Consider the following 21,180-nt stretch of genomic DNA (forward strand, 5'->3'; position numbering starts at 1 on the left):
TACCGGTCGTACAGGTCGTCGAAGACCTCGCCGGCGGTCTTGTCATCCGCCGGCCTCTCGCCTTCCCAGACAGCAAGGTCGTAGCTCATGCCAGGAGGCTCTCATGCCGCTCGGACAGCCATAAGAAACGACGTCTTAGAGGTCCTAACAGAAGCCGCTGATGCTGTGACTGTCGGCTCAGATGCTCGTTGCTCTGTTCGTGGGGAAGAGGAACTCCCGTCCGTGGATCGTGTCGGACGCACTGTGGTCTTTGATCGAGCCGTTGTTGCCGGAACCGGGTCCGAAGCTGGTCGCGGGGCGGCCGAGGGTTCCTGACCGGCAGGCTCTGTGCGGGATCCTGTTCGTGCTGCACACCGGCATTCAGTGGGAGTACCTGCCTCAGGAGCTGGGCTTCGGGTCCGGCGTGACGTGCTGGCGGCGGCTCGCCGCGTGGAACGAGGCCGGTGTGTGGGACCGGCTCCACGTCGTTCTGCTGTCGAAGCTGCGGGCAGCGAAGCAGCTCGACTGGTCCTGGGCGGTGATCGACTCCAGCCATGTGAGGGCTGCTCGGCGGGGCCCAAAAGCGGCCCCAGCCCGGTCGACCGCGCACGTCCGGGCAGCAAGCACCACGTCCTCGTCGACGGGAAGGGCATCCCGCTCGCGGTGTCGCTGACCGGCGGAAACCGCAACGACGTCACGCAGCTGCTGCCGCTCCTCGCCAAGGTCCCGTCCATCGCCGGCCTGGTCGGGCGGCCGCGGCGGCGGCCCGATGCGGTCCTCGGCGACCGCGGCTACGACCACGACAAATACCGTCGGCTCGTTCGGGCCCTGGGCATCAAACCGGTGATCGCCCGCCGCGGTGTCCCTCATGGGTCGGGGCTCGGGGTGCACCGGTGGGTCGTCGAGCGCACCATCGCGTGGCTGCACGGCTTTCGGCGCCTACGCGTCAGGTGGGAACGACGCGACGACATCCACGAAGCCTTCCTCGGCCTGCATCTACCACGGGGAGGCGAGCACAGGCGGTCAGCTCCTGTTCTTTCCTGGCCGCATGACCTGCAGCTTCATCCCGACCATCAACCGGCGGCGTCTACCTGACTCGGTCGACTTCACCGACCTGAGCTGGTACATGCACACACTCGTGCCGCCCCTGCTGACGGTCGGGCTGAAGAGCTACGAAGCATGCGACATCGGCCACTGAGGCCGCCTGCCTGGTTACCTCTCGATCCATGCAGAGTCTTTGTTAGGACCTCTTAGTGAACGACGCCCCCCCGCCCCTGACACGGACATCCACACACAGCCGCACCCGCAGAACGCTCCCTTTTCCGAAGCGCCAGGCACACTGCCCGCCCCTACGCACTGCGCGCCGTGGCCCGTGGCTGCATCAGGGCCGCCGCTCCGGCGGAGCTCGGGGATGTGATTCCGAGCCGGGAAAGGGCGGCAGTGGCTTCGCCGAGACCCCTGACCCGTCACGCCACGGATCCCGAGGGACCAGCGCCTCCCAGGCCAGGCCCGCGCCCTTGCGCCCGCCTGCAGCGCCGCGGATCGAGGTGGGGGGAACGATTTCGCGAATCTGCTGTACACCAGAACCATGAAGACCTAGGAAGCGTTCTGCACGCGATGCAGCAGCGCAGACACCCGAGTTGCCCGCCTCGACTAGACCAGCGCAGAGGGCACCTGCCTCCGGTGCGACAAGCTCTTTCACCCCACGTCACGCCACGCCACGCCGTGCCAGGGCTGCGGTGGATTTCGCATCGACGGCTCCTTCGGCGTCCCCGGCGCGAGGTACGAGCGCCTCCCGGAGACCGTGAAGTGCCGGGCCTGCGGTCACCACAACCCGCTGCGTGACCCCGGCCCCGAGTAGGACGCCGCCGGGCCGTCCCAAGACGCCGGGCGGGTGGTCAGGCACCGTGTTCACCTGCACGGCTTCCGTGGGGGAGAGGCGACCTGCTGGTGGATGCGGCCGCCCGGCCCTTCGCCAACTGCTGGTCCGAAGCTGTGGGTGATACCGCTTGCTACGATCCGCGCACAGGGCGCGCGTTCCGCGCTGAAGGCCTGACTGCCCTGCATGCCTACGCCACCGGCGGCAAGAGCGAGACCACCCGCACCAGCGCGATCAACGGCTGGCGCGAAACCCGCACCGACCGTACCTTCGACGACATTGGGCAACCGAGAACCGCGGCGAGTCGGCGGGCTTTGTGGGATTCCGGGAAGTTCTGCGCGACGGGATCCTGGAAGTGTGCCTCTTGGTGGTCTTGTTCGCAGTGCTTGCCCTATTTGCGCCTCCCTGGTGGCTGCTTTTCGCTGCTGCGGGCTTTTTGGGGCTAGTCTTGCTGATCGGGGCAATTAGATTACTTATGGGGCATTCAATCAGGTGCGCCTCTCTCTATGCCCTGCATGCCCCGCTGCAATTTGCAGATTATCTGTAAATTGCAGGTAAGGGCTCTTTGCGCGGGTCGCGTTTCTATTTGGTGGTGCCGATCAGTTAGCGACGTATGTTGGCTACACTTTTCCCAAAGCGCCGATCACAAGGGCCAGTTCCGAGGGCATGACCGCGATCAGGACCTCTCCGTCGGACGAATTGCACTCCACGACCCGGCATCCCGGATTGACGGCCACTGCTTCACGCAGTGAGGGGGAACGTACTCCGACCTTCCGCAGATCGGCTGGTAGCGTGGCCTGATTACCAAAGGTAGATTTCCAAATGAGAGGGTTAGCGCCAGCCAGTAGGCGCCCCGCCCTCCAGCGAGAGACCTGAGCAGGCCACTTGAGCATGCAAGGTACCCCGGCCACCTCTCCGGCGGCCATCGCAGTAGACCGCTGCTGGTGCTTCCGGCGCATTAGCCCTCCAACGAGGGCTGCAGCGACCACGCCTATCGCTAGTTCGATCACCTTCACATTCAAGCATGCGGAGGCGGCAGGCGGAGCTTCGATGTGCTGGTTTGGTGTGTGGGCGGGGGACGGTGCCCCGCGTAGGCCTGCAAGGTCTATTGATCAGAAGCGGTTTGGGTTCTGGGTCGTTGTCTGTGAACGATTTGGTGGGGACGCGCGGGCATCTGTCGCCGTCGGTGCAGGAGGCCCTGTGGCTGCGGGCAGTGGACGCGTTGGTGGCGGGGGGACCGTGACTGGCTGTCCTCTATACGCTCCGGTGGTCGACGGGGTTTGAATAGAGACCTGGTCCGGGTGAGTCTGCTGGCTGGGATGCGAGGAAGAAGGGCTCTTAGACCGTGTCCTACGTGGTGAGGCGCGCCTGACCCCGCTTCTCGGCCGCCCCGCCACCCGGGGCGGCCCCACCAACCCAGGAGACAGCCCCGTGGCCACACCTGCCCTGACCCAGGCCAGCGTCGAGGACAACTGGCGCCAGTCCGGCCGGCACCCCCAGCAGCTCACCGACTGGCAGCACACCACCACCCACGACGGCGCCCCGCTCATATCCGCCCGCATCCGCGTCGACAAGCCCGGCGACGTGCTGCGGGAGTTCGCGGCCCGGCGCACGCCGATCCTGGCCGACTACCTGCAGCACAGCACGGGAGACACCCTCCCCGCCATGGACTACAGCCTGCCGGGCCGTGCAGCGCTGGTGTGGCGCACGGGCGGGGTGTGGGTGGAGCTGTGGCACCCGGACCCCCCGAGCCCGTCTGGGGGCCGGGTGCGGCCGACACCGGCCCTCCTGGCGCAGCGCCCCCGACCGGTACGGACAGCACCGTCCGACCGGCTTCCGTACCAGCGTCTCCGCGATGCATTCAAGCGCAAGGAGAACACCCGATGACCGTGCATGTGGAGACCGTCCTCAACGTGCCCCTCGACGACGGCCGGCTCATGCCCACCCGCATGGGCATCGCCGCCGAACTCACCCCCACCCCCGGCCTCGTCGTCTTCCCCAAGCTCATCGACCTGTTCGACTACGACGACACGATCTGGCACGTCACCCACGTCGCTACCGGCCGCATGCTGCCGATCGACTTCCCGACCGACGCCCACGCCTCCGCGTACGCGGCCGCGGTCGGTGACCTGGCCGACTGGACCAGCCCCACACCCACGATCGACGTGCCCGCCCTGATCGCCCGGGCGGACGTGCACGACGGCACCGTCCACCAGCGCGTCCTCGACGCCCTCACCCGCAAGGAGAACTGACGATGACCGGACCCGAGCACTACCGCAAGGCCGAGCGCCTGCTCTGCGACGAGTACCGCACCGACCGGAGCGTCGCCGAGGCGCAGGTGCACGCCATGTTGGCGCTTGCAGCCGCTACTGCTGGTGCGTCCACAAGGTCGGGGAGCACCAGCGCTGATGACCGGGCCTGGCAGGAGGCTGCAGTGACCCCGGATGCACCCACCGACCCGCTCGGGTCGATCTGGTGAGGGTTATCACTCCGGCGGGCCCGGCATCCCCCAGTGCCGCGCCCGCCCCGTACAAGTCCCGCGGCTACGTCGACGACACCCTCCGCCCCGCGCACGGCAACACCAGGAGGCCCTGATGCGAGCAACCCGATATGGGCTCCCTCTCGTCGAACGAGAACTGGAAGTGCTTCGCGGCTTCGCCCACGGAGCCAGCTACGCCGAACTGGCAGCATCGCTGTACCTGGCGCAGCCATCCGTGCGGAACTACGCGTCGAGCGCCATCAAGAAGCTCGGGGCCGCCAATCAGACGGACGCCGTCCGGATTGCGTACGAGCGGGGACTACTCGGTGCGCAGCCGGCAGTCGTCCTGCCGGGCCCTCTGGTTCAGGTTCTCCAGCTGGTGGCCGAGGGGTGCACGAACCCTGAGATTGCGCGCCGGCTGGAGCGGTCCGAGCACACGGTTGTCGACCAGGTGAAGGAGGTCCGGCGTCGGCTGGGTGCTCGGGATCGGGCGCATGCGGCTGCGTTGGCTGTGGCGCTCCGGATTGTGCGGGTTGAGGTGCCTGCCGGTTCGGCTGTCTCTGACGCTGCGTGACCGGCGAGTGATCCATCTATCCGTCAGCGCGGGGTGGAGACCAACCAGCCCCGCATTTCTGTAACCCGCTGTCACATCACGCCCCGGGAGGGGACATGAACCTGAAACGCCGGAACGACCTCGTGTTCTACGGCACCTGCATCAGCCTGCTCGGTGCCGTCGTCCTTCTCTACGTGCTCACCGGCCCGTTCCGTACGGGCTTCACCTGGCTGGGGTTGCTCCTGAGCGCCGTCCTGTGGTCTGCACTGCTGGCCCGCTGGGACACGAACCGGCAGATCCGCAAGGCCCGAGCCCGAGCCCACGTAGAGGGGCCGCGGCCCATCAACCCGGACGGCACCCCGTACGGCTACCACCAGATCCGCAACGGCGGCTGGAAGCACTGCGACGGCTGCGGCCTGTGGGGGCAGACGTGGAACCCACACCGCTGCCAGGCAGAGCTGCACGTCATGCCCGCCACAAACAAGGAGACCAGCCGATGACCGCCCCGACCGAGCCGGAGCTCGACCAGGAGCTGCGCTACCTCGTCCCCGTCGGCAGGCTGCTCCTCCCGGACGAGCCGGACCTCGTCCACCTGTCCATCTACGCATGGGAGCCCCGCGGAGGGGACTGGGTGACCGGCCTCGCCCTGTGCGGGCGCTCCACCGAACAGGGGGCGCTGCCGGACGGCACGGCAGTCACCTGCCAGGGCTGCGGGGAATACCGGCCGACGTACCAGGCCGCGCTCGATGACCAGCGGCGCCGTGTCGAGGCCGTGCGGTTCCTGGCCAACCACGCTGCCAGCATGCGGGACCCCAGGGACACGGTGGAGAACGGGGCGTGGCACACAGTGTGGCTGGAGTCCGGGAAGTGGCGGTGGACGACGTCGAAGATGACGACGGAGCAGCGGGAGTACGCGGCGGACCGTGCGGCCGCGTACAGCGCGTTCCTGGCGTCGTGCGACGGGGAGCCCGAGCGCAGTGAGCCGACCGGCCTGCGCTGGTGGCGGGAGGCCGGCCAGTGACCGCGGGTGGTTCGGCGGATGCGTGGGCTCGTCAGTTGCGTGGCGGGCTGCGTCAGGCCGTCCTGCGGCGTGTCCGGGCGTGGCTGGGGATGCGGCCGTCTCGGGCCGACCAGCACGCTGCCAGGCTCGCCCACGGAGCCTTAGGGGAGCAGGCGACCGCCCGGATACTCGACCAGCTGGAGGCTGAGGGCTGGTGGGTGCGGCACGACCTGCGGCTCCGGGGCCGCCGGTTCAACCTGGATCATGTGCTGGTGTCTCCGTGTGGGACGGGTCTGGTGGTCGTCGACTCGAAGCACTGGCGCCGCGGTCCGGGGCATGAAACGGCGCTGGTGCAGGGGCGGGTGCACTGCGGCCGGGACGACCGGCACGCCCAGGTTCAGGCTCTCGCCGGGTACGCGAACCTCGTCGCCCAGGCGGTCGGCCTTCCCGCGGCCGCGGTACGTCCGCTGCTGGTGGTGCACGGTTCCCCGGTTGCCGGGGGCTGGTTCGAGACGGCGGTGCGGAACGAGCGGGTGCTGGTCCTCGGGCCGGATCGGCTGTTGACGACGTTGCGGTCGGCGCCGGCTGGTCGGGATGCGCGGGCGGCGGCTGCGTTGGCGGTGCGGGTCGATCGGGTGCTGGTGCCGTATGGGGGGTGAGTGTCGGTGGGTGGGAGTACGGTGGGTGGTCTGTGGGGGCCATCCGTAAGGAGACGGTCCCGCTGCCCTTCGGGGTGGCGGGGCCGTTTTTTCGTGCCTGAAGATGATCGATAGATTCAACTATCTCTTGTCGGCGTCAAGGGTTAATTCGGGGTGTGGTAGAATTAACGTAGACGATGTCAAGGGATAGGAGTACTTTGGACAGGGAAACACGCAGACTGCTCAAGCAGCTCGAGACGCAGGGCTTCAGCTACCGGACCACCAAAAACGGGCACCATGTCGTCTACAAGGACGGTGAACGGGTGACCACCATCTCCGGAACCCCGTCCGACTGGCGGGCATGGAAGAACACGATGTCCCAGCTCAAGCGCGCCGGGTTCATCGACAAGTAGGAGCACAGGGGAGGGTCCGCCGGGAGGCCACCCGGCGGACCGCAAAGTCCCCAACCACACCGAATCAGGAAGGAGATGCTCACATCATGCCCCAGGCGTGGAGCGTCGAAGTCGAACTGGCAACAACCGAGGTAACTGACGACGCCATCGACGAACTGCACGACCACCTCGCCGACCGCAGCCCCGCCGTCGGCACCGCCCCGAACGGCAACACAGCCGTGCGCATCTTCGTCGAAGCCGGCACCGCCCGGCAGGCTGTCGACAGCGCACTCAAGGAAGTGACCGCGGCCGCCAAAGCCGCAGGGATCAGCACCACAGTCCTCGGCGTCGACCTGGTCACTGAGGAAGAACTGGATCGCAGGCTCGCGGCACCGTCCGTCCCGGACCTGGTCGGCGTCTCTGAGATCGCGGAGATGCTGAACGTCGTCCGCCAGCGTGCAGCGCAGCTCGTCCAGCGGGATGACTTCCCGCCCGCGGTGGCACACCTGAAGAGCGGGCCGGTGTTCGTGCGCTGGCAGGTCGAAGCGTTCGAGAAGCGGTGGGACCGCCGCGCTGGCCGGCCGATGAAGCGGGTCGAGCTGACACCTGTTGAGCGGGATGTGCTGGCTGCGCTGAGCGCGGCAAGCCGCCAGGCTCAGGAAGTCCTGGACCCTCGCAGCCTGATCGACCTGGATGCGCTGTCGGGTGAGGGGGTGGCTGGAGGTGAGCTGATCAAGGGTTGGTTGATCGGCCCTGTAGCGGGTGCGGCTGACTTCAGGCACCTGTGCGCTGCCTACCCGGCGGACGACACGGAAGGGGCCACAGCGCTGAAGCAGCTCGTGCGGAAGCGCCTGGTGGCTGTGGAGGAGGAATCGCAGCAGGACGACAAGGTAGTCGTCGAGCTGGAGCTGACGAGCAAGGGAGAGCGTGTAGCAGCGCAGTAGGTCCCTGCAGTACCTGATCTTTTGACACGTCTCGGAAAGCCCCTGCCGTTGCGGCGGGGGCTTTCTGTATGCCGCTCGGGTGGTCTAGGCGCGCCCTATTCGCGTCCGGAATTCGAACAGGAGTATGGTCCGGGCATGGCCGACTACACCTTCCCCGACGACCTCACCGCAGCCCAGACCCGCCTCCACCAGGCCACAGCCGAGCTCGCCGCCCTGTGCCGCTCCCTGCCCTGGTCCGTCGAACCCATGGACGGCTGGGAAGGCGAGACGCACCCCCACACCGGGGCCGTGACCGGCGGCCGGCCCGCATCCCCGGGCTGGACGGACGAGGAGAAGGCCGCGGTGGACCGGCTGCGTGCCGAGTGCCGCACGCTGTCGGCCACAGTGACGGTGCACGAGCACTGGGCCATGTACAGCGGTGAGGACGTGTACAAGGCCAGGCAGGCGCTGAAGGCCGCCACCCGTCCCAGTGTGGTGCCGGTGGTCGACGTCGCGGCCGCGGCCTGAACTCGTAGCCGACTGTCGTGAACGATCCGTCATCCGCCGCGTCGCTGTCGCGGCTGGACAAGCTCCGCATCGTCGAGGAGTACCAGGCCTACCAGCTCGAGCGGACCCGCGCCCTGATCCGGCAGTTGGAGGAGGAGGCGGCCGCGGAGGCGAAGCGGGAGCATGCCCGCAGGGCCCGGTCGTCGTGGAAGCTGGAGCCGAAGCGGTCGAGTGCGGATGACGCGTTCGCGGTGCTGCATCGCGGGGACTGCTCGCTCTACGCGGGGCATGGGGCGTGGCTGGACCAGGTGGAGGCGCGGGTGGCGTTGGGGGAGCCGGATATCCGGCCGTGTGAGGTGTGCCGGCCGGACACGGGGATGGCTGGTTGAGCCCGCCCTCTTGCGCTTCCTGAATTAGGAAGCTACTGTTGTCGTCATGAGGTCAGGGGAACAGCCCCAGACCCCTCCGGAAGGAACCGGACATGATCGACACCTCCTCCTCCCTCGCCCACCTCATGAACACCCACCAGCCCGCCACCCCCGAGGACGCGGCCGAAGGCCCCCTCGACTGGACCGGAGGCCTGTGGGTCGAGGGCACCCTCTACGACGTCGACACTGCCGCGACCACCGCCACCACCCTCGTCCTCACCAACGGCGCCGCCATCACCCTCTCCCCGGCGGGCTCCTACTGTGGCGGCCGCGACGCCGGCTGTGAGCACGTCCGCAACTCCGCGGTCACCTCCATGGCCGCGCACTGGACCCCGGCGGACTACGAGTCGTGGGGCGACGACGAGAAGTGCGAGGAGGACTGCCGGGACGCCACCTGCGGCGTCATCCGCGACAACCGCCTCGTCACCATGTGGGACGGGGAGTCGTTCAGCGAGACCACCGCCTACGACACCGTCGAGGACGCCAAGGCCGCCTACGCTCGCGGCATCGCGGAGTTCACGCACATGTCGGCCGACCTCAACCGGCACGCCTACGACGACGAGGACTGACCCTTCCCGCCCCGCCCCCTGCCCCCGGCGTCCGGCTGGGGGCAGCCCCATCTCAGGAGAGACCATGTCGGAAACGACCTACACCGATCCGCCGAACATGCCCGAAGACGAGCGGATGACGGACGCCGAATTCAAGGTCGTGCGCGAGTACCTCGGGCTGACCGGGGATTGGCTCGCTGGCCACCTGGGAGTGTCCGGCAGGACAGTGCGTCACTGGGAACAGGGGAAGTACCCGATCCCGGACGGGGTGCGGCTGGCCATGGAGGACCTGGAGGCCCGCACCGGGGAGTTCGTTGCCGGCGTTGCCAAGCAGCTGATGGACGTGCCCGCCCCGGGGGTCATCACCTACCGGAACGATGCCGAGTACCACGCCGCCCACCCTGAGATCGAGTTCCCGGCTTCGTGGCACCGCGCTGTCGTAGCACGGATCGCGCAGGAAGTGCCGGCTCTGGCCATCGCCTACAGCGAGACTTCTGACGTGTCGTAGTAGCAGCCGGAACACGCGAAGGCCCGCCCCCACGTCTCAGGGGCGGGTCTTCGTCGTCTCCGGGGGCCACTGCACCGCGCGGTGTGACCTCCCCGACGGGGCACCGCTTGCGGGAGGGCCTGGCAGCAGGCCCGGCCTGATCCCGGCAGACGCTTCAGTCTGGCACGAGGGTCTGACAGCGATTCCTCAGCCGACGCGGACGTCGATCTCCGGCACTTCGCTCTTGATCCCCGCCTTGTACGTGAGGCGCTGAACTGCCGAGGCGGGGACGACCGTGATCGGGTACTCGACCTGCCCGTGCGCTGCAGGGGCGCCGATGTACGGGTCGATGTGGAGGAAGCTGCCGTCGATGGCGACGTGGACGGCAGTCAGGTCGGAGAGGAGGTCGTGTTCGGCGCGCGGGTTGGGGACGAGCTTCTCGTTGAGCTTCACGTCTGCGGGGCGCCAGTGCAGTTGGGTCATGGCGGGATCCTGGCAGAGGCGACTGACAGTCCGGGGCGGAACAGACAGAAGTGGCTGCGCCTCGACTTGGCGTACCCGCTAGCTCCTGCCGCCCCCGGGGATCAAACTGGGCGCATGACTGACTTCGGCCTCCCATCGGACGTCAACGGATTCATGGACTTCATCGGCGAGAACATCACGGCGTCGGGCGGACTTGTGTGGGAAGAGCGTGAACGGATCAAGTGCGACATGATGCTGGTGCGGCACCGGTGGGCGGCAAGCCGTGTGACCGCAGATGCTTTGCGCGGCAAGTGCGTAGCCATCGGCATGACTGACGATGAGGCAGCCATGATGGTCGATTGGCTTGGGAAGGCGCAGACGAACCGGCAGCTGCGGACTCGGTACATCAAGGACTTCAAGTGGCATGAGGAGCCCGAGTAGGCCGGTTAGACGTGGCTGCGCCCCGCCTGCTGGGGGCGAGGCGGGGCGCGGTTCCGGGGCGCCCGGGCGGGCGCGGGGTGGTTAGCCCCAGGCGGAGTCGTCGGGCTCGGCCGGCGGGTCGGTCGGCTCCGGGGCCGGGCTGGGTGCGGGGCGTCCCCAGGCGGAGTCGTCCGTGGTGTGGGTGTCGACGACGGTGGTGATGGTGTCGGATCCCCAGGCGGAGTCCCGGGCGGCGTGGGCCGGCGGCTGGGTGACGATCGCGGCGCCGCAGAGGGCGGCGGTGGCGGCGAGGGCGGTGAGTGCGCGACGCAGCATGGCGGGTCCAATCCGGAGGTGGCCGGTGTGTGGGGGCGGGCCTCCCGGTCAACTCGGCTCCTGCTGCGAGTCCACCTTGCTGATCTCTGTCGTGAAGTGTGACGGAGAAGGCGGACAGGAGTCGGGTATCGGGCCGGGAGGAGCCCCACGACTCGATATCCTGGTGGCCTCCTTTTGAGGTTTCAACTGTTGGCCCGTGCGTAATGACGCTGTGCAGGAAGATGCACGCGTTCTGTGCGGTGTGCCGCCCACATGACTGGGGTATTCGTGAACGTTTCGGGCGTTTCGCCTGCCGGTTTCGGGCCGTTCCCGGGACCTTCTGCTGAGCTGTCCGTGGCGGCGCAGGACCTGTACGGGCGGATCGCGGCCGGCGGCCGCCCCGGTGCCGGTGACGGGCCGGCGTTGCAGGAGCTGTGGGCGTGGCAGCTCGTGTCCGACGACCCCGAACGCCCCGACGCCCCTGTCGCCCTCGACCCGCGGCACGCCGTACGGCAGCAGGCCACGGCCGCCATGGAAGCCCTCGCCCGGCGGGCCGCGCAGATGACGCAGATGCCGGAGCTCGCCGACCGCCTGGTGCACGACTTCGAACGGGCCCGTATGCGGCCCGGGATGGGCTGCGAGTACCTGTCCGACCCGTCCGAGGTCAACGCCCGTATCGGCGCCGCGCTGGCCGGCGCGGAGACCGAACTCCTCACGGCGCAGCCGAACGGCCCCCGCTCGAGGGAACTCCTGCAGATCGCTTTGCGGCGGGACTCGCAGGCCCTCGCCCGCGGCGTCCGCGTCCGCACCTTGTACCTGGAGACGGTGCGCACCGACCCCGTGACCCGCGAATGGTGCACGGAGATGACCCGTCTCGGCGCCCAGTACCGCACGATCGCGGGTGCGTTCCAGCGCTGCATCATCATCGACCGCAAGCACGCGTTCGTCGACGACTTCCTCCACACCGACGGGCCCCGGCATGCCGCGGTGTATGTGCAGGACGAGGCGATGGTCGCCTGGATTGCCGCCGTGTTCGACGGGGTGTGGGCCCGCGGCGAGGCGTGGAACGGTGACGCCCGGGTCGCCGGCCTCGGAATCGGCGTGGGTGCCGGGGCGCGGACGACGAGGGCGCAGCGGGACATCCTGCGGGACGCCTGCCACGGCATCACGCAGAAGAAGACCGCGGAGCGCCTGGGCTGGTCGGTGCGGAAGGTCGCGAAGGAACTCGAGGACCTGCGCAACCTGTTCGGGGTGCCGACGACCGCGGCCCTGGCCTACGTGTGGGCGACGCACCCGGAACGCCTGTTGGACGAGCAGCCCTTACTGGACCGCGGGGACGTCACCCCGGCCGCCTGACGGCTACAGGTTCTCGATTCGAAAGCCGGGCGGGTCTTGAAGCTCTAGGCGGCTGAAGGGAATGCCCAGCTCTGTGGCGCACCGCTGCATCTTCTCCTCGATGCCGAACGGTGTGAGATGTGCGGTATCGACGATGCCGCACAGTTCTCCGGTCTGCGTGTCCACGATGTGCATTGACGTCGCACGATTGGGTCCTCCACCCCACAGGACGGCACGCTGGACCGTGAAGCCAACCGCTTCTGCGGCTGCCGCAGCGCGGTCTCGGCATTCGTTCACGAACTCGGGCGGAGCGCTATCGCTTCCATCAGTGAACCAAGCCTCGATCTTGCCCAGCTCATACACCGAGAGTACAGCGGCTATGCCTGCCGCGCGAAGAGCCTCCAGGGTGGGTTGCTGCGCTTCGGCTGGACCGTGCAGATATACGAGAACGCCAGGAATCTCCATGCCGCGACCGTAGCCGACGGGTCTGACAGGCCGTCTCAGATGCAGTAGCCGCCGGCCCGGTGTGGGCAGTGCTGCCAGCCCCACATGGCGAGGTCGCAGTGGTGGCAGTAGTGCCGGAGCCGGGGGATGGCCCAGGACCAGTAGGCGACCACGGACACGAGGGTGCGCATCACGGGGTCCGGTGCCGGTGGATGAGGCAGAACGCGCGGGCACCGGAGTGGAATCGGATGCCGACGCCGGGGCGGGTGGCGGCCGGCGTGTACCCGTACACGGTGTCCGTTTCGGCGTTCCCGGTGTTGGCCAGGGCCGCGGTGAGGAAGGTTTGTGCTGTTGCCGGGGTGAGTGGCCGGGTATCGGGCTCGGGCGACGGTAGGGGTGCCGGGGGTTCGCCGGTGACGGGGATGTCCGGGCCGGTGCCTTTGTCGCCGGGTGCGGCTGCGACGGTGATGCCGATCCACAGCTGGTGCCCGTGGTCGAGGGTGACGTGTACGCCGCGGGTGTGCTCGGTTCTGTCCCAGGGCACCGCGGCATGGACGCCAGGTGTTTTGGTGAGCGTGTCGAGGAGGTGCTCGTAGGCGCGCTGGAGCCTCACGACTGCTCCTTGCTGGCTGGCTGGTAGTAGCGGCGTGCGGGCCGACCGGGATGCTGGCCGCTCTCCTCGGTTGAGTGGACGAAGCCGCGGCACTCGAGCCGCTTGAGGATCGGGTACACGGTGCCGGTGCCGAGACCGGTCTGCTGGGCGATCTCCAGGCCGTACAGGGGCTGCCGGGCGGCGTGGAGGGCTTGGAGGACCATGCGGGTCGGCGTCGTCATCCGCAGGCCGCTCACGGCTGCTCCTTGATGTGGCAGGAACACTGGCAGGGCGCGGCGCAGAACTTACAGACCGCGGGTGTCTTGGAGCCGGCGTGTCCGGTGTCGCCTTGGCAGTACTCGTGCCCGGTCCGCCCGTCGGGCAGGACCATGTCGCCGTGGAGGCAGCCGGTCGACAGGTAGCGGTGGACGCCGGCTTCACGCTCAGCTGCGGCCTGAAGCGCGGCACCGATCGGGCCACGCCGTGCCGGAATCTCGGTCACTTCGGTCCCTCCTCGTCGGTGTCGACGGCCGCGAGGACGGCGTCTGCGACGGCTTGGCGGACGGACAGGGGTAGCCACTGGTCTCGGGCCTTGAGCGCGGGCCCGACGGCGTTGAACGCCAGCGCGCGGCGTCGCTTCGCCCGGGTCTCGTCGTCGTGCGGGTGGCCGGGGCAGATGAACGGGTAGGGCGGGTTCGTGCCGGTGCACAGGGCGCAGTCTTCGGCGTTGCCGTTGCAGCACCAGGGGCGCTCGGCGGCGCAGCGCTCGCACAGTTCGAAGGGTTCGCTGTTGTCGCCGTTGCACCGCGGGCACAGGTCCGCCGCGACAGTTGCATTGCCGGGTCGCTTGCGCCATCTCGGGGCGTGCATCTTCGGCTCGGGCTTCTCGGTCACGACGACTCCTTCGGGGCCAGGGCTGTGCGCAGGTCGTTCGCGATGGCGGTGTACAGGTCGCTGTCAGGGACGCTGATGGTGGTCGCAGCGAACTGGTCCAGGCGGGCGGCGTAGGCCTGTACTCGGTCGACTGCGGCTTCCGCCTGTTCGACTCGCTCGAAGTGGCGGAGGTGACGGATGCTGCCGAGGACGTCGGTCCCGGCTGCACGCCCGATGGCAACGAGCGAGGCGTGGGGGATGTAGGTTCCGCGGTCGCTGACATCCCAGTCCTTCACCGCGCGGCAGAACGTGTTCACCGTGGACTCTGCGTGCTGGGCTCGGGCGTTGAGTCGCTGGATGGTGTCGTACAGGGCGTTCAGTTCGGCGTCGGTGATGGTGTCCACGGTGCGGCGGCAGGCGAGCTGGCTGCCGCCGTGCACGGTGCGCGTGTCGGGCTCGGGCTGGTCGGTCATAGGTAGCTCCCGGTGAGGTTGATGGTGGTGGCGTAGCGGGGGCTGTGGCGGCGTTTCCGGGGTGTGTGGGTGGTGGCGGGTGTTGGTGGGTCGAAGAGGCTGTCTTGGTGCCATGTGAGGGGGATGCCGGTTTGGCCGGGGAGTGGTGGGGGTTCGGGTGTGGCGAGGGTGTGCCGGGCGGCGGTGACCCTCGCCTGCGCCCTACGACGCGTCACCGGATCAGCTCGCCGTCGACTGCGGCCAGGCGGAGCCGTGCCGGAGCCGGGTCGGCGGGCTCGCGCCCTGGGGTGGGCCAGTCGTCCGCGCGGATGCTGTAGCCCTTCGGCGGCTCCCAGTGCCGGTCCCGCTTCCAGTCGGCGGCCCGCTTGTAGAGCCGGGCCCACGCTTCCTCCTGCCCTTCGGCGAGCAGGTAGGAGGTGACGAGGCCGCCCGCGTTCGGGATGGGCTCCGGGCCGGGGTTCTCGTGCCGCTGGGCACGGAGTGCGTTGCCCCAGGTCTCGTGTCTGCGGCAGTACCAGGCGGCGGTGCGCCATCCGGTGACGGGATCCACGGTGTAGTCGTTCCCGACGGCGTGCTGCCCGCACAGCCCGGCGCGACGGATCATCGGCGCGGCGCAGGTGTGCTGCTCCCAGCCGTCGCGTTCGGTCTCATAGCGAGGTCGGTCGGCGTACAGCAGGTCTGCGAAGCGGGATCCTCGGCGTGGTCCGGGCCCGTACTCGCCGAGGATGGCTGAGGCGCGCTTGCCCCAGCTGATGAGGTTGCCGTCGGCGTCGTACCGGTTGGGGTCGCGCGCGGACAGCCAGGCGAGAAGGAGGATGAGTTCGCGGGATTCGGGGGTGTGGCGGGGGTCTTGGTAGACGCGGGTGACGAGTGCGTCGTAGCCGTCGCCGCCCCCGTTGCCGGTGCGCTTGGGCCGGCGCTTCTTCACCGGGGCTTGGTGAGCGTGGGCGAGGTGGAGGGCTGCTCCCATGGTCACGCCTCCTTGTCGGTGCGGTTGGTGGCCCAGTTCGGGTCGAGGCGGGGCACTTCTGGTGCTGGGGCAGAAGGACTGTTTCGGAGCTGCCAGGCGTTCCATGCGCTCCGGGGCCAGGTGATGACGAAGATCGTTGCGACGAGAAGTTCGCGGCGTGTGGAGGTGATCCACCACTGGCCGTCAGCGCGGAGTCGCCACTCTGCCCAGTCGCCGAGGCGGGTCCAGGGGCGGTAGCGGCCGAGGACGTACCCGCCGAACAGGGCCGCAGTCACGGCGAGGAGAACGGTCACTGGGTGCTCCGTTCGGCGGCTGGGAGGGCGTACAGGGCTTCGAGGGCTTCGGTCTCGTACTGGCCGCGGGTCTTGTGCGCGTGCCGAAGGTGGTTGAGGGCGTCGCGGAGGGCGTCGGCCCAGTCCTGCCGGTTGTGCGTGGCTACTCGGCAGGCGTTGCCGGCTCGGGCGTGGGTGAGGCAGTCGCAGGTCCAGCCCCAGGCCCCGTTGCGGCGTCGGTGGATGAGCGGCCGGCCGGGGCGGAGGGGGAACCGGCCGGCGCTCGCGGTGTCGGCGTACCGGGCGCGGCGCGTCACCGGGTGCTCCTCTCGTCGGCCAGGTCGTCGAAGCCGTAGCGCTCTGCGAGCCAGTCGGCTGCGGCGACGGGGTCGAGGGGCATGTCGCCGGACGGCTGGGTCTCGCCGGGGTAGTACGGCTGGTACGGGGCGGGGGCCGGTGCGCGGTCGCGGAGAGCAGCCAGGGCAGCGGCGCGACGATCATCGAGACTCACGGATTGACCTCCTTGTCGGTCGGCGGGTCGAGGGCGTCGAGGGTCGGGCAGGGGTGGGGGATGAAGGCCACCCACTCGGACGTCCGCGGGCCCGTGGAGCGCCTGACGGAGCACGCGTCGCACCACGGCTTCCCGTTCACCAGCACAGGCGTGTGGAGATTCCGGACCGCAGCAACCTGACGGCGCGCCTGGTCGAGCTCTGCCCGGAGCCGGTCCAGCTCGGGCTTGATGATGTTCAGGGCTTCGTCGGCGGCCGCCGTGGAGTCTTCGGAGTGGCCGTCGTTCTCGAACCGCAGGTAGTAGGCGCCGGCGATCCGCTGCCACAGGTCGTCCCGCAGGTTCTCGGGGAGCGGCCGGGGAGAAAACGCACCGAGGGCTTGGACGACTTCGGCGGTCGAGATCATGTCGGGCAGGGTCTGGGACCACACGTAGGCGGTGTGCTTCATCTGGGTGATCTGCTCGCGAATCGCGGCCGCGTACTGGTCCCGCTCGGCCTTGAGAGCGTGGTGCTCCCGGTCGGCGACGGCCATGTAGGCGCGGAGGGCTTCGCTGATGGCGTCGTCGACGAGCTGCTCAGGGGTTACGCCCTCGTTGGCGGCGTCGTTGAAGCCGACATGCTGGAGGAGCCGCTCTCGGGCGGGGCTGCTGCTCACTGGCCGGCCTCCTGGTTGATGGCCCGCGCGACCGCGAGGGCGTGGTCGATACGCGGCTGCAGCTGCACCTGAGGCGCCCGCTCCAGCAGCCCGGCCTCGAACTCCAGCCAGCAGGCGAGCGCCAAGCCGACGAGTGGGTCCATCGCGGCGACGTAGTCAGCGTCCTCACCCGTGTACATCTGGGCGACGGGGTTCGGGTCCTCGCGGTCGGTGTTCCCGAGCAGCAGCATTCCGTGCCAGCCAGGCTTGCCGTCAAGGTCGGTCCAGCGGGACCAGGGCGTGTCAGTGGTGGCAGCAAGCAGCCCGTTCAGCTTGTCGGCTGCGGCCTGAATCTCCTCAGCGGGCGTCACCTGCGGGCCTCCTCGTCAGCCGCTGACTCGGGCTTGACGGGCTCGGGTACGAGGTTCAGGTGCGTCTCGGCGGTCCTCGTGGTCTGCTCCCATCCGTGGAGCGTCAGCACCTCCATCAACTGCTCGGCAGCCTGCGCACGGGTGATGGGCGTCTGGTCTCCCTGCCACTGCTCGGCCAGGGAGAGCGCCCGATTCAATGCCCTGCTGTACAGGTCACGGTCCATCAGCTGGCCTCCTTCGGGTTCGCGAGGGTGAGGAGCGTGTCGACGTGGCAGGGCAGGGGCTCGGCGCACCAGCACATGAGGTCCCGGCCGACGAGGTCGCGGCGGATCCGGTCGAGGAGGGCGGGGTGGGCGTGGACCCAGGTGCCGTACATCTCGACAGCGAGGGCGTGGGCGTCGCGCTGGTCGTTCGCGGGGATGGAGTCGTTGACGCCTGAGGGCTTGTGCTGGTTGGCGTGGCCGGCCCATTGGACGGCCCATCCGGTGCCGATGGTGGTGCGGGTGACGGCCCAGGGGTTGCCGAAGGGGGTGCCGCGGCCGACGTAGGTGGGCTTGCGGTCCTCGGCGTCGAGCGGGGCACTCCATCCCTTCGTGCGGCGGCGCTGGATCCGGGTCGGGCTCACTGACCGTCCTCCTTTGTGGCGACGGGGGCGAGGGTGAGGGGTCCGAAGTCGCTGACCACGTCGCCCAGCGGAATGTCCTCGCCGGCCCCTTCGGGCAGGACGAACACGAGCGGCTTCCCGGCACGGTCACGGTTGTCGGTGATGCGCCACACGGCGCTGTCGCGGTCGGTGTAGTCGCGGCCGATCAGGTACGGCAGCCCGTCGTGCATCACGGCACGGTCGTTGACCTCGATGACGGCGATGGTGCCGCAGTCGCACTGATGCTCCCCGTGCCATTGGGAGCCGTCGCAGGTCCCGTACGGCTCGTGGGTGAGCGTGACGGGCACCTGTGTCAGTGACAGGCTTTCCTGCCACCAGTCGCCGCGGGGCGCCTTGCCGCAGGCCTTGTGGGTGAGGAAGACGCCGCCTTCGTCGATCGTCAGCAGGTACTGGTCGTCCGGGGCAGGGCAGGGGCATTCGTACTCGGACGGGTCGAGAGCCTCGGGCTCTTCGAACGGGTTGCAGGGGCGGAAGACGAGGTCAGCCACGGCCGGTCTCCTTCGGCTGCATGTCGAGGAGGGCGCGGATGACGGCGCGGACCGCGGAGGCCGACTGGCGGGACGGGTAGCGGGCGACGTGGCTGGCGAGGACCTTCCAGGCGTCGCGTTCGTCGCGGCGGGAGAGCCAGGCGTTGACGCATTCCTCGTGGACGAGGCCGTCGAGGGTTCGGGCCATGCGGCCGCCGTATTCGGTGTGGCAGTGCGGGCAGTCGGGGAGGCCGTAGGGTGCTCCGTCGGGGTTGCGGCCGCCGTCGTCGTCGGGGCGGATGTCGATGGTGGGGATGTCGATGGTGATCCGCATGCTGCTCCTCGGGAAGGGGAGGGGGCGCGTGTCTAGAGTCGCGCGGGTTGGCGGGGTTCGTTCCCCCGCTCAGACAGTGGCCATTCTACCCCGTGATGCATTGTGTACGCCATGGGTTTGCGGGGTGGGAATCGTTCAACTCCCTAGTGGCTGAACGGATCCGGCAGACTCGGCGCCACACGACCACAAGGGGGATCACCATGAGCGAACTGATGGCCGCAGTCATCGGCGGCGGCGCGGCCGTCATCGGCGGCATGGTCACTGGCTGGTTCAGCCGCGACGCGGGGCACCGCCAAGCCGCGGCCGCCGAAGCCGCCGGCACCCGACAGGCCGAGGCCCTGATAGCAACCGTCCAGGCCACCCTCGACGAGCAACGCCGCGTCCGGCGCCTCGACGAACGACGCCGCGCGTACACGGCGTTCCTGGACGCGACCAAGCTTCCCGACGGCACCGCCGAGAGCTGCCGGGAGAAGTACGCGGCGATGGACGCAGCCTTGAGCTGGCTTCACCTGGAAGGCCCTCTGGAGGTCGTCCAGGCGGCCGGCGCCTACATGGGCCGGTACGAGGCCGAGCTGATCACCGGGGTGGGTCAGGCGACGAGTGCCGAGGAGCTGGAACAGCTGCTGTGGGACAGGGAGCGGCTGTTCCTGCGGGAGGCGCAGCGGGCTCTCGGGATCGATCTGGACGGCGGTCAGACTTCGGGGGCGTAGGGCAGATACGCCGGTGCCCCTCCCCCGCTCGGCCGGGGAAGGGGCACGCATGAACCGCCAGCGGAGGGAGCGGCTGTGCTACGCGACCTTCCCCGCTGCCGCTGGTGCCTCGTCGGCCTTCCTGCGGCACGTCCAGTGCTCCGCCAGACCTTCCGGTCCCGGCATGCTTGCGGGCGCACCGCAGAAGCGGCACATCGGGATCGGCTGGCCTGACGCGTCGAGCGGAACCTCGTCGGCCTTCGGCTCCTGGGCAGTGCGGGTTTCGAGAAGGAACATGCGGCCGCCGCGTCTCTCCCTCGGCTCAGCCCGCACATCGGAAGCCGGGCGGTCCTCGGTGCACCGGTCGCTCCGGTCCCCGCGGCGAACCGACGCCTCCCGCTTCGACTCCTCCCGCGAGGGCCCGTTCGCTTCAACGTATTTCTGCCACTGATCCAGCGGGAGCCAGCCGTGATGGCCGTTGTGCTGGAACGGGACACGCTCGCCAGCGGCCGCCTCAACGATGAACTGGGTCAGCGTCAGGCCGCCCTCCCCTTCGAACCCTGCCGACTGGTGAACGGGCACCAGGAGGCGGTGCCAGTCTCCGCAGTACCCGCTGTCCGTCGGGTTCTCCGGGTCGTACGGCTTGTTCGGGCATCGGGTGATCGCGCCGCTCTGGGTGCATTGCCCCTCTTGCAGGACGAAGTTGCCGTCCCGGATGGCGATGGGGTTCTTCTGCACGCGGATCACGGAGGCCGGCAGGTTGGGAGTGCGCACGTAGGGGACGGTGCCGATTCCTGCGTGGTCGGGGTCGGCGAAGTCCCAGACGGACTGGATTTTGCCGCGGCGGCGGAACCCTTCTCGTGCTCGCATCCCTCGCAGGGTCTGGGGGCTGAGCTGGGGTTCGTAGCCGAGGACGAGGCCGTTGGCGCCGCTGATACGGACGTCGAGGCGTGCACGTCCGTCGGGGGTCGACGACTCGATGTCGGCGGGGAAGCCGTGGTCCTCGGAGTCCTTCGCGATGCGTTCCTTGCGGGCGAGGTGCTCGTCGGATTCGTGGCTGATCGGCTTGCCGCCGGGCTTGCGGTAGTGGGAGGCGAGCCAGACGCCGTCCCGCTCGACGAGGTACATGGGGACTCGGCGCTTGCGGATGTCGCGGCAATCTGGACAGATGAGTCCGCGCTGCTCCACGGGCACGCGTCGGCGCATGCGGAGCAGCTTGTCGAGCAGCTCCTTGCCGTTCGGTATGCCGAGGTCCTCGCGGTCCAGGTCGAGGACGATGCCGGCCGGTTCGTAGAAGACGGGGTTGCGGTAGAGATCTTCGTCGCTGTCGGGCTTGAGGTCTTCGTCCATGCCGCTCTTCCTCCGGTCCCTGCTGGCCTGCGAGCTGGCATCCGTTATCGGCTGGTTGCCGGGTCTATCTACGGTATGGGCAGGGTCCGACAGAGGACACGGGATATCACACAGTTACGGAACGTCAGGCATGCATGGCCCCGGACGTGCCGGTGCCCCCGACCCTGGGGGAGTCGGGGGCGGCAGCGAGGAG

Annotated in this window: 38 protein-coding genes; 18 read left to right on the forward strand and 20 right to left on the reverse strand. The window is 68.9% G+C overall.

Features of this window, described 5'->3' with window-relative positions:
- Positions 1 to 181 precede the first annotated feature (181 nt).
- The 15 genes from EAO77_RS27680 to EAO77_RS27755 all read left to right on the forward strand — a co-directional run bounded on the left by EAO77_RS27680 (position 182) and on the right by EAO77_RS27755 (position 9,834).
- A protein-coding gene (locus EAO77_RS27680) for an IS5 family transposase (protein WP_410088726.1) occupies positions 182 to 1,074 on the forward strand; the annotation gives its coding sequence in 2 pieces (ribosomal slippage) (positions 182 to 545 and positions 545 to 1,074; 894 coding nt in all).
- Positions 1,028 to 1,177: a hypothetical protein gene (locus EAO77_RS38905; protein ID WP_187283437.1), complete on the forward strand. Its 150-nt coding sequence runs from the start codon at positions 1,028 to 1,030 to the stop codon at positions 1,175 to 1,177. The genes EAO77_RS27680 and EAO77_RS38905 overlap by 47 nt, the downstream gene beginning before the upstream one ends.
- 2,112 nt (positions 1,178 to 3,289) lie before the next feature.
- Positions 3,290 to 3,745: a hypothetical protein gene (locus EAO77_RS27695; protein WP_147991062.1), complete on the forward strand. Its 456-nt coding sequence runs from the start codon at positions 3,290 to 3,292 to the stop codon at positions 3,743 to 3,745.
- On the forward strand, positions 3,742 to 4,110 hold the full coding sequence (locus tag EAO77_RS27700) for a hypothetical protein (protein WP_147991063.1): 369 nt from the start codon (positions 3,742 to 3,744) through the stop codon (positions 4,108 to 4,110). The genes EAO77_RS27695 and EAO77_RS27700 overlap by 4 nt, the downstream gene beginning before the upstream one ends.
- Positions 4,111 to 4,112: 2 nt before the next feature.
- Positions 4,113 to 4,337 (forward strand): hypothetical protein, encoded by a 225-nt coding sequence (locus EAO77_RS27705; protein WP_147991064.1) that lies wholly within the window; start codon positions 4,113 to 4,115, stop codon positions 4,335 to 4,337.
- A 115-nt stretch (positions 4,338 to 4,452) separates the two neighbouring features.
- Entirely contained in the window at positions 4,453 to 4,911 is a 459-nt protein-coding gene (locus EAO77_RS38910) for a response regulator transcription factor (protein ID WP_261994172.1), read from the forward strand.
- 95 nt (positions 4,912 to 5,006) lie between these two features.
- Positions 5,007 to 5,390 (forward strand): hypothetical protein, encoded by a 384-nt coding sequence (locus EAO77_RS27715; protein WP_147991065.1) that lies wholly within the window; start codon positions 5,007 to 5,009, stop codon positions 5,388 to 5,390.
- Positions 5,387 to 5,911, forward strand: a complete 525-nt coding sequence (locus EAO77_RS27720; protein WP_147991066.1) for a hypothetical protein — start codon at positions 5,387 to 5,389, stop codon at positions 5,909 to 5,911. The genes EAO77_RS27715 and EAO77_RS27720 overlap by 4 nt, the downstream gene beginning before the upstream one ends.
- Before the next feature lie 89 nt (positions 5,912 to 6,000).
- A complete protein-coding gene (locus EAO77_RS27725) occupies positions 6,001 to 6,549 on the forward strand; it encodes a nuclease-related domain-containing protein (RefSeq protein WP_261994174.1) in 549 nt (182 codons plus the stop codon).
- A gap of 197 nt (positions 6,550 to 6,746) precedes the next feature.
- The gene (locus tag EAO77_RS27730; protein WP_147991068.1) at positions 6,747 to 6,941 is read left to right on the forward strand and encodes a hypothetical protein; all 195 of its coding nucleotides are present in this window, start codon (positions 6,747 to 6,749) and stop codon (positions 6,939 to 6,941) included.
- 86 nt (positions 6,942 to 7,027) lie between these two features.
- Complete coding sequence (locus EAO77_RS27735) at positions 7,028 to 7,864, forward strand: hypothetical protein (RefSeq protein WP_147991069.1); 837 nt, start codon at positions 7,028 to 7,030, stop codon at positions 7,862 to 7,864.
- Positions 7,865 to 7,999: 135 nt separating this feature from the next.
- Complete coding sequence (locus tag EAO77_RS27740) at positions 8,000 to 8,371, forward strand: hypothetical protein (protein WP_147991070.1); 372 nt, start codon at positions 8,000 to 8,002, stop codon at positions 8,369 to 8,371.
- A gap of 17 nt (positions 8,372 to 8,388) precedes the next feature.
- Positions 8,389 to 8,739: a DUF6233 domain-containing protein gene (locus tag EAO77_RS27745; RefSeq protein WP_147991071.1), complete on the forward strand. Its 351-nt coding sequence runs from the start codon at positions 8,389 to 8,391 to the stop codon at positions 8,737 to 8,739.
- Positions 8,740 to 8,831: 92 nt separating this feature from the next.
- Complete coding sequence (locus tag EAO77_RS27750; RefSeq protein ID WP_147991072.1) at positions 8,832 to 9,347, forward strand: hypothetical protein; 516 nt, start codon at positions 8,832 to 8,834, stop codon at positions 9,345 to 9,347.
- 64 nt (positions 9,348 to 9,411) lie between these two features.
- Positions 9,412 to 9,834: a helix-turn-helix domain-containing protein gene (locus EAO77_RS27755; protein ID WP_147991073.1), complete on the forward strand. Its 423-nt coding sequence runs from the start codon at positions 9,412 to 9,414 to the stop codon at positions 9,832 to 9,834.
- Positions 9,835 to 10,020: 186 nt separating this feature from the next.
- Here EAO77_RS27755 and EAO77_RS27760 read toward each other — a convergent pair whose 3' ends face one another.
- Entirely contained in the window at positions 10,021 to 10,296 is a 276-nt protein-coding gene (locus tag EAO77_RS27760; protein WP_147991074.1) for a hypothetical protein, read from the reverse strand.
- A gap of 114 nt (positions 10,297 to 10,410) precedes the next feature.
- Between EAO77_RS27760 and EAO77_RS27765 the strand changes: the two genes are divergently transcribed.
- Positions 10,411 to 10,716 carry a hypothetical protein gene (locus tag EAO77_RS27765; protein WP_147991075.1) on the forward strand — a complete coding sequence of 102 codons (306 nt, stop codon included), beginning with the start codon at positions 10,411 to 10,413 and terminating at the stop codon, positions 10,714 to 10,716.
- Between the two features lie 81 nt (positions 10,717 to 10,797).
- Here the strand turns inward: EAO77_RS27765 and EAO77_RS27770 are convergent, their stop codons facing one another.
- Positions 10,798 to 11,031, reverse strand: coding sequence for a hypothetical protein (locus EAO77_RS27770; RefSeq protein ID WP_147991076.1), 234 nt, complete (start codon positions 11,029 to 11,031; stop codon positions 10,798 to 10,800).
- A 333-nt stretch (positions 11,032 to 11,364) separates the two neighbouring features.
- On the opposite strand from EAO77_RS27770, the gene EAO77_RS27775 reads away from it, so the two are divergent.
- Positions 11,365 to 12,366 (forward strand): hypothetical protein, encoded by a 1,002-nt coding sequence (locus tag EAO77_RS27775; protein WP_147991077.1) that lies wholly within the window; start codon positions 11,365 to 11,367, stop codon positions 12,364 to 12,366.
- A gap of 3 nt (positions 12,367 to 12,369) precedes the next feature.
- Here EAO77_RS27775 and EAO77_RS27780 read toward each other — a convergent pair whose 3' ends face one another.
- From EAO77_RS27780 to EAO77_RS27855, 17 genes are all read right to left on the reverse strand, one after another.
- Positions 12,370 to 12,810 carry a hypothetical protein gene (locus tag EAO77_RS27780; RefSeq protein ID WP_147991078.1) on the reverse strand — a complete coding sequence of 147 codons (441 nt, stop codon included), beginning with the start codon at positions 12,808 to 12,810 and terminating at the stop codon, positions 12,370 to 12,372.
- A gap of 35 nt (positions 12,811 to 12,845) precedes the next feature.
- Entirely contained in the window at positions 12,846 to 12,980 is a 135-nt protein-coding gene (locus EAO77_RS40450) for a hypothetical protein (RefSeq protein ID WP_261994173.1), read from the reverse strand.
- A complete protein-coding gene (locus EAO77_RS27785; protein ID WP_147991079.1) occupies positions 12,980 to 13,402 on the reverse strand; it encodes a hypothetical protein in 423 nt (140 codons plus the stop codon). Before EAO77_RS27785 ends, EAO77_RS40450 begins: the two co-directional genes overlap by 1 nt.
- Complete coding sequence (locus EAO77_RS27790) at positions 13,399 to 13,638, reverse strand: PadR family transcriptional regulator (protein ID WP_147991080.1); 240 nt, start codon at positions 13,636 to 13,638, stop codon at positions 13,399 to 13,401. The genes EAO77_RS27785 and EAO77_RS27790 overlap by 4 nt, the downstream gene beginning before the upstream one ends.
- Positions 13,635 to 13,883, reverse strand: a complete 249-nt coding sequence (locus EAO77_RS27795) for a hypothetical protein (RefSeq protein WP_147991081.1) — start codon at positions 13,881 to 13,883, stop codon at positions 13,635 to 13,637. Before EAO77_RS27795 ends, EAO77_RS27790 begins: the two co-directional genes overlap by 4 nt.
- Entirely contained in the window at positions 13,880 to 14,275 is a 396-nt protein-coding gene (locus tag EAO77_RS27800; RefSeq protein ID WP_147991082.1) for a hypothetical protein, read from the reverse strand. Before EAO77_RS27800 ends, EAO77_RS27795 begins: the two co-directional genes overlap by 4 nt.
- Positions 14,272 to 14,727, reverse strand: a complete 456-nt coding sequence (locus EAO77_RS27805; protein WP_147991083.1) for a hypothetical protein — start codon at positions 14,725 to 14,727, stop codon at positions 14,272 to 14,274. The genes EAO77_RS27800 and EAO77_RS27805 overlap by 4 nt, the downstream gene beginning before the upstream one ends.
- Positions 14,728 to 14,938: 211 nt before the next feature.
- A complete protein-coding gene (locus EAO77_RS27810) occupies positions 14,939 to 15,697 on the reverse strand; it encodes a hypothetical protein (protein ID WP_147991084.1) in 759 nt (252 codons plus the stop codon).
- A 2-nt stretch (positions 15,698 to 15,699) separates the two neighbouring features.
- A complete protein-coding gene (locus EAO77_RS27815) occupies positions 15,700 to 15,990 on the reverse strand; it encodes a hypothetical protein (protein WP_147991085.1) in 291 nt (96 codons plus the stop codon).
- Entirely contained in the window at positions 15,987 to 16,286 is a 300-nt protein-coding gene (locus EAO77_RS27820; protein WP_147991086.1) for a hypothetical protein, read from the reverse strand. The genes EAO77_RS27815 and EAO77_RS27820 overlap by 4 nt, the downstream gene beginning before the upstream one ends.
- Complete coding sequence (locus EAO77_RS27825; RefSeq protein WP_147991087.1) at positions 16,283 to 16,480, reverse strand: hypothetical protein; 198 nt, start codon at positions 16,478 to 16,480, stop codon at positions 16,283 to 16,285. Before EAO77_RS27825 ends, EAO77_RS27820 begins: the two co-directional genes overlap by 4 nt.
- On the reverse strand, positions 16,477 to 17,133 hold the full coding sequence (locus tag EAO77_RS27830; protein WP_147991088.1) for a hypothetical protein: 657 nt from the start codon (positions 17,131 to 17,133) through the stop codon (positions 16,477 to 16,479). The genes EAO77_RS27825 and EAO77_RS27830 overlap by 4 nt, the downstream gene beginning before the upstream one ends.
- Complete coding sequence (locus tag EAO77_RS27835; RefSeq protein ID WP_147991089.1) at positions 17,130 to 17,483, reverse strand: hypothetical protein; 354 nt, start codon at positions 17,481 to 17,483, stop codon at positions 17,130 to 17,132. The genes EAO77_RS27830 and EAO77_RS27835 overlap by 4 nt, the downstream gene beginning before the upstream one ends.
- Positions 17,480 to 17,707, reverse strand: a complete 228-nt coding sequence (locus EAO77_RS27840; protein WP_147991090.1) for a hypothetical protein — start codon at positions 17,705 to 17,707, stop codon at positions 17,480 to 17,482. The genes EAO77_RS27835 and EAO77_RS27840 overlap by 4 nt, the downstream gene beginning before the upstream one ends.
- A complete protein-coding gene (locus EAO77_RS27845) occupies positions 17,707 to 18,108 on the reverse strand; it encodes a DUF4326 domain-containing protein (protein WP_187283439.1) in 402 nt (133 codons plus the stop codon). Before EAO77_RS27845 ends, EAO77_RS27840 begins: the two co-directional genes overlap by 1 nt.
- Positions 18,105 to 18,635: a phiSA1p31-related protein gene (locus tag EAO77_RS27850; RefSeq protein WP_147991091.1), complete on the reverse strand. Its 531-nt coding sequence runs from the start codon at positions 18,633 to 18,635 to the stop codon at positions 18,105 to 18,107. Before EAO77_RS27850 ends, EAO77_RS27845 begins: the two co-directional genes overlap by 4 nt.
- Positions 18,628 to 18,948, reverse strand: coding sequence for a hypothetical protein (locus tag EAO77_RS27855; RefSeq protein ID WP_147991092.1), 321 nt, complete (start codon positions 18,946 to 18,948; stop codon positions 18,628 to 18,630). The genes EAO77_RS27850 and EAO77_RS27855 overlap by 8 nt, the downstream gene beginning before the upstream one ends.
- A 200-nt stretch (positions 18,949 to 19,148) precedes the next feature.
- Here EAO77_RS27855 and EAO77_RS27860 point away from each other — a divergent pair, with 200 nt between their 5' ends.
- Positions 19,149 to 19,658 (forward strand): hypothetical protein, encoded by a 510-nt coding sequence (locus tag EAO77_RS27860; RefSeq protein WP_147991093.1) that lies wholly within the window; start codon positions 19,149 to 19,151, stop codon positions 19,656 to 19,658.
- A 78-nt stretch (positions 19,659 to 19,736) separates the two neighbouring features.
- Here the strand turns inward: EAO77_RS27860 and EAO77_RS27865 are convergent, their stop codons facing one another.
- A complete protein-coding gene (locus tag EAO77_RS27865) occupies positions 19,737 to 20,987 on the reverse strand; it encodes a hypothetical protein (protein WP_147991094.1) in 1,251 nt (416 codons plus the stop codon).
- Positions 20,988 to 21,180 lie beyond the last annotated feature (193 nt).

It is taken from the genome of Streptomyces sp. T39 (assembly GCF_008042045.1).
Taxonomy (GTDB): domain Bacteria; phylum Actinomycetota; class Actinomycetes; order Streptomycetales; family Streptomycetaceae; genus Streptomyces.